Origin of the sequence: Nostoc sp. (assembly GCF_036916985.1) — a bacterium.
In the GTDB taxonomy this organism is placed as follows: domain Bacteria; phylum Cyanobacteriota; class Cyanobacteriia; order Cyanobacteriales; family Nostocaceae; genus Nostoc.
This window is the reverse complement of sequence record NZ_JBALFD010000059.1, coordinates 1-2,465: the sequence shown is the minus strand read 5'-3', so window position 1 is coordinate 2,465 and position 2,465 is coordinate 1. Positions and strand designations below refer to the sequence as shown.

At 36.1% G+C, this 2,465-nt stretch carries 4 protein-coding genes; 3 read left to right on the top strand and 1 reads right to left on the bottom strand.

Features of this window, described 5'->3' with window-relative positions:
* Positions 1-250: 250 nt before the first annotated feature.
* From V7L07_RS19670 to V7L07_RS19660, 3 genes are all read left to right on the top strand, one after another.
* The gene (locus V7L07_RS19670; protein WP_335060634.1) at positions 251-1,099 is read left to right on the top strand and encodes a tryptophan 2,3-dioxygenase family protein; all 849 of its coding nucleotides are present in this window, start codon (positions 251-253) and stop codon (positions 1,097-1,099) included.
* Between the two features lie 92 nt (positions 1,100-1,191).
* Positions 1,192-1,872 (top strand): uracil-DNA glycosylase, encoded by a 681-nt coding sequence (locus V7L07_RS19665; protein WP_335060632.1) that lies wholly within the window; start codon positions 1,192-1,194, stop codon positions 1,870-1,872.
* A gap of 33 nt (positions 1,873-1,905) precedes the next feature.
* Positions 1,906-2,304, top strand: coding sequence for a hypothetical protein (locus V7L07_RS19660; protein WP_335060631.1), 399 nt, complete (start codon positions 1,906-1,908; stop codon positions 2,302-2,304).
* A 21-nt stretch (positions 2,305-2,325) separates the two neighbouring features.
* Here V7L07_RS19660 and V7L07_RS19655 read toward each other — a convergent pair.
* On the bottom strand, positions 2,326-2,465 hold a 140-nt coding region (locus tag V7L07_RS19655), incomplete at its 5' end, for a transposase (protein ID WP_335060636.1).

Genomic DNA, 2,465 nt, shown 5'->3' with positions numbered 1-2,465 from the left:
CACCAATTCATTTGTGTCGATTGCGGTACAAAGGGAATGAAGAGAAATGGACAAAGGCTTTTTATACTTATAGTAATGAAAAATACGAACCTAGCTTATTTAATAATGGTACTTTTTATGGAACACCAGAAGAAGCATTTCAGAGTTCAGCATTGTATTTAGATTAATAAAATTTTGACAGCTTTCATGATTTTTGAGATAGAAATATAAAATTGTTTGGCTAATAAAAAAAGTAACAATATCGATCAATATGTCTGAATCTTATACGTTTCAACCTTTACCGCTAATTAATCCTAGCTTGGATATTAGTGAGAATCACTACTGGAATTACCATAATATCGAGGAACTAATTAGTTGTAAAAAGCCTTTGACGGCATCTCTTGATGAAGATTTATTTATTGCTGTGCATCAAATGTGTGAACTTGCTTTTCACCAAATGATTATTGATATGGAACGAGTTTTGAAGACTTTAGCACAAGCACTACAAGATGCAACTGATCAGATCATTGGCAATACGGCAGAGGTATGCTATTTCTTTCGTCGCATCCTGCGTCTTTACGAAGTTGTAAATACAACGATGCCGATTTTGGCGACAATGCGTGCTTTTGCGGAGTTCAGAACTAGTATTGGCCCTACTAGCGGGTTTCAGTCTTTTCAGTTCCGTCATCTAGAAATTATGAGTGGGGTTTGTAAATACTGGGATGGTGGTACTAAAAATGCTGAGGGGAAATTGCATATTGCTGAGATTGAGTTTAATCAACGCTATGGTGAACAGGTAGCACAATGGTTTGAATTATATCGTCAGCACAACCTTACTTACTATTATCAAATCTTGATTAACCGCGCGGCTGGTAATTCTCAGGCAGAATGTCTAGTCAATTTACAAACTAATACAAATGCTAGTGCAATTCTTCAGTGCTTTAGCGCTTATGATAATTTGCAAAGGCGATTTCATAAATCTCATCTAGGGTTGGCAATTACACAACTAAAAATAGTTGGTGCTGATATTGGTACTGGTGGTACATCCTTTAGAGATTATCTAGCTAAATACGATCGTGAAGAAGCGCCTCTGTTTCCAGGTTTAGAAGATATTCTCTAATTGCATCAGAGTGTTAGTTATTTGTGAAAAACATGGAATTGTTGAGGTTACGAGATGTAGGATAATATGTCTGGACGCTAAATAATCATCGAATGATAAATTTGCAATTTCCTAATGATTGGCAGAAAGTACTAGTTGAAAAATTTCCACAACCTTACTTTACTAAACTTCAAGAGTTTCTAATAAGTGAAAGGTTATCTTATACTATCTATCCAGCTAAAGAAGAGACATTTTCTGCTTTTGAACTGACACCTTACGACCAAGTAAAAGTCGTATTGCTGGGACAAGATCCATATCACAATGAAAACCAAGCACATGGTTTATGTTTTTCAGTAAGACCAGGGGTAAAACCACCTCCATCACTTGGCAACATATTTAAAGAACTTAAACAAGATATTGGATTTGAAACCCCAAATAATGGCTATCTTGTAACATGGGCTAAACAGGGTATATTGATGTTAAATACAGTACTAAGTGTCAGAGCAGGCATGGCAAATTCCCATAAAAATAAGGGTTGGGAAACTTTTACAGATGTGGTAATTAGTAAAATTAGCCAGAAACCTGCACCTGTGATCTTTGTGCTGTGGGGTAAGGATGCACAAAAGAAATTAAAGCTGATAGATACTAACAAAAATATCATAATTCAATCAGCACATTCTTCACCACTTTCTGCTCACAATGGTTTTTTTTGCAGCAAGCCCTTTTCAGCTATTAATTCTGCATTAATTTCTTATGGACAATCAGAAATTAATTGGCAAATACCAAATATTTAAAAATTAAATACTTTATTAAAGATAAAGAAAAGTATGAGTGAGTACCAGTATTACGAATTCCAGGCATTAGACCGACCATTAACTGCATCAGAACAAGCATATATAAGTAGTTTATCTAGTCGGGTACAACTGAGTGCAACAAACGCAATTTTTACCTACAGCTATGGAGACTTTCGAGGTGAACCCAAGGAAGTTCTAGAAAAGTGTTTCGACATCATGTTATACATGGCGAATTGGGGAACGCGACAATTAATGTTTCGTTTCCCTAAAACAGTGGTTGCTCCATCAGTTTTTGAACCTTATTGTTTACCTGATAAAATTACTGTATCAAGTAGCAAAAATTATGTAATTGTAGATATCAGTATCCAGGATGAAGAATATGGAGATTGGATAGAACCAGAGGGATGGCTAGCGAAGTTAGAGGCTGTTTGAAAAGTTTTGAGGGGTCAAATTTTATGCTAATCGCCTCACCATGATCCGAATCATGGCAAGGTAGATAAATGTCTCCGATGTTTCAGGCAATAATTCATAGTCTCTAACCAATCGCCGACACCCCATTAACCAACCAAAAGTCCGCTCCACGACCCAACGTT

What these genes read in the sequence shown, in the direction of transcription:
- V7L07_RS19670 (WP_335060634.1), top strand. Translation starts at nt 251, where the DNA reads ATGTCTGAATCTTATACGTTTCAACCTTTACCGCTAATTAATCCTAGC.
- V7L07_RS19665 (WP_335060632.1), top strand. Translation starts at nt 1,192, where the DNA reads ATGATAAATTTGCAATTTCCTAATGATTGGCAGAAAGTACTAGTTGAA.
- V7L07_RS19660 (WP_335060631.1), top strand. Translation starts at nt 1,906, where the DNA reads ATGAGTGAGTACCAGTATTACGAATTCCAGGCATTAGACCGACCATTA.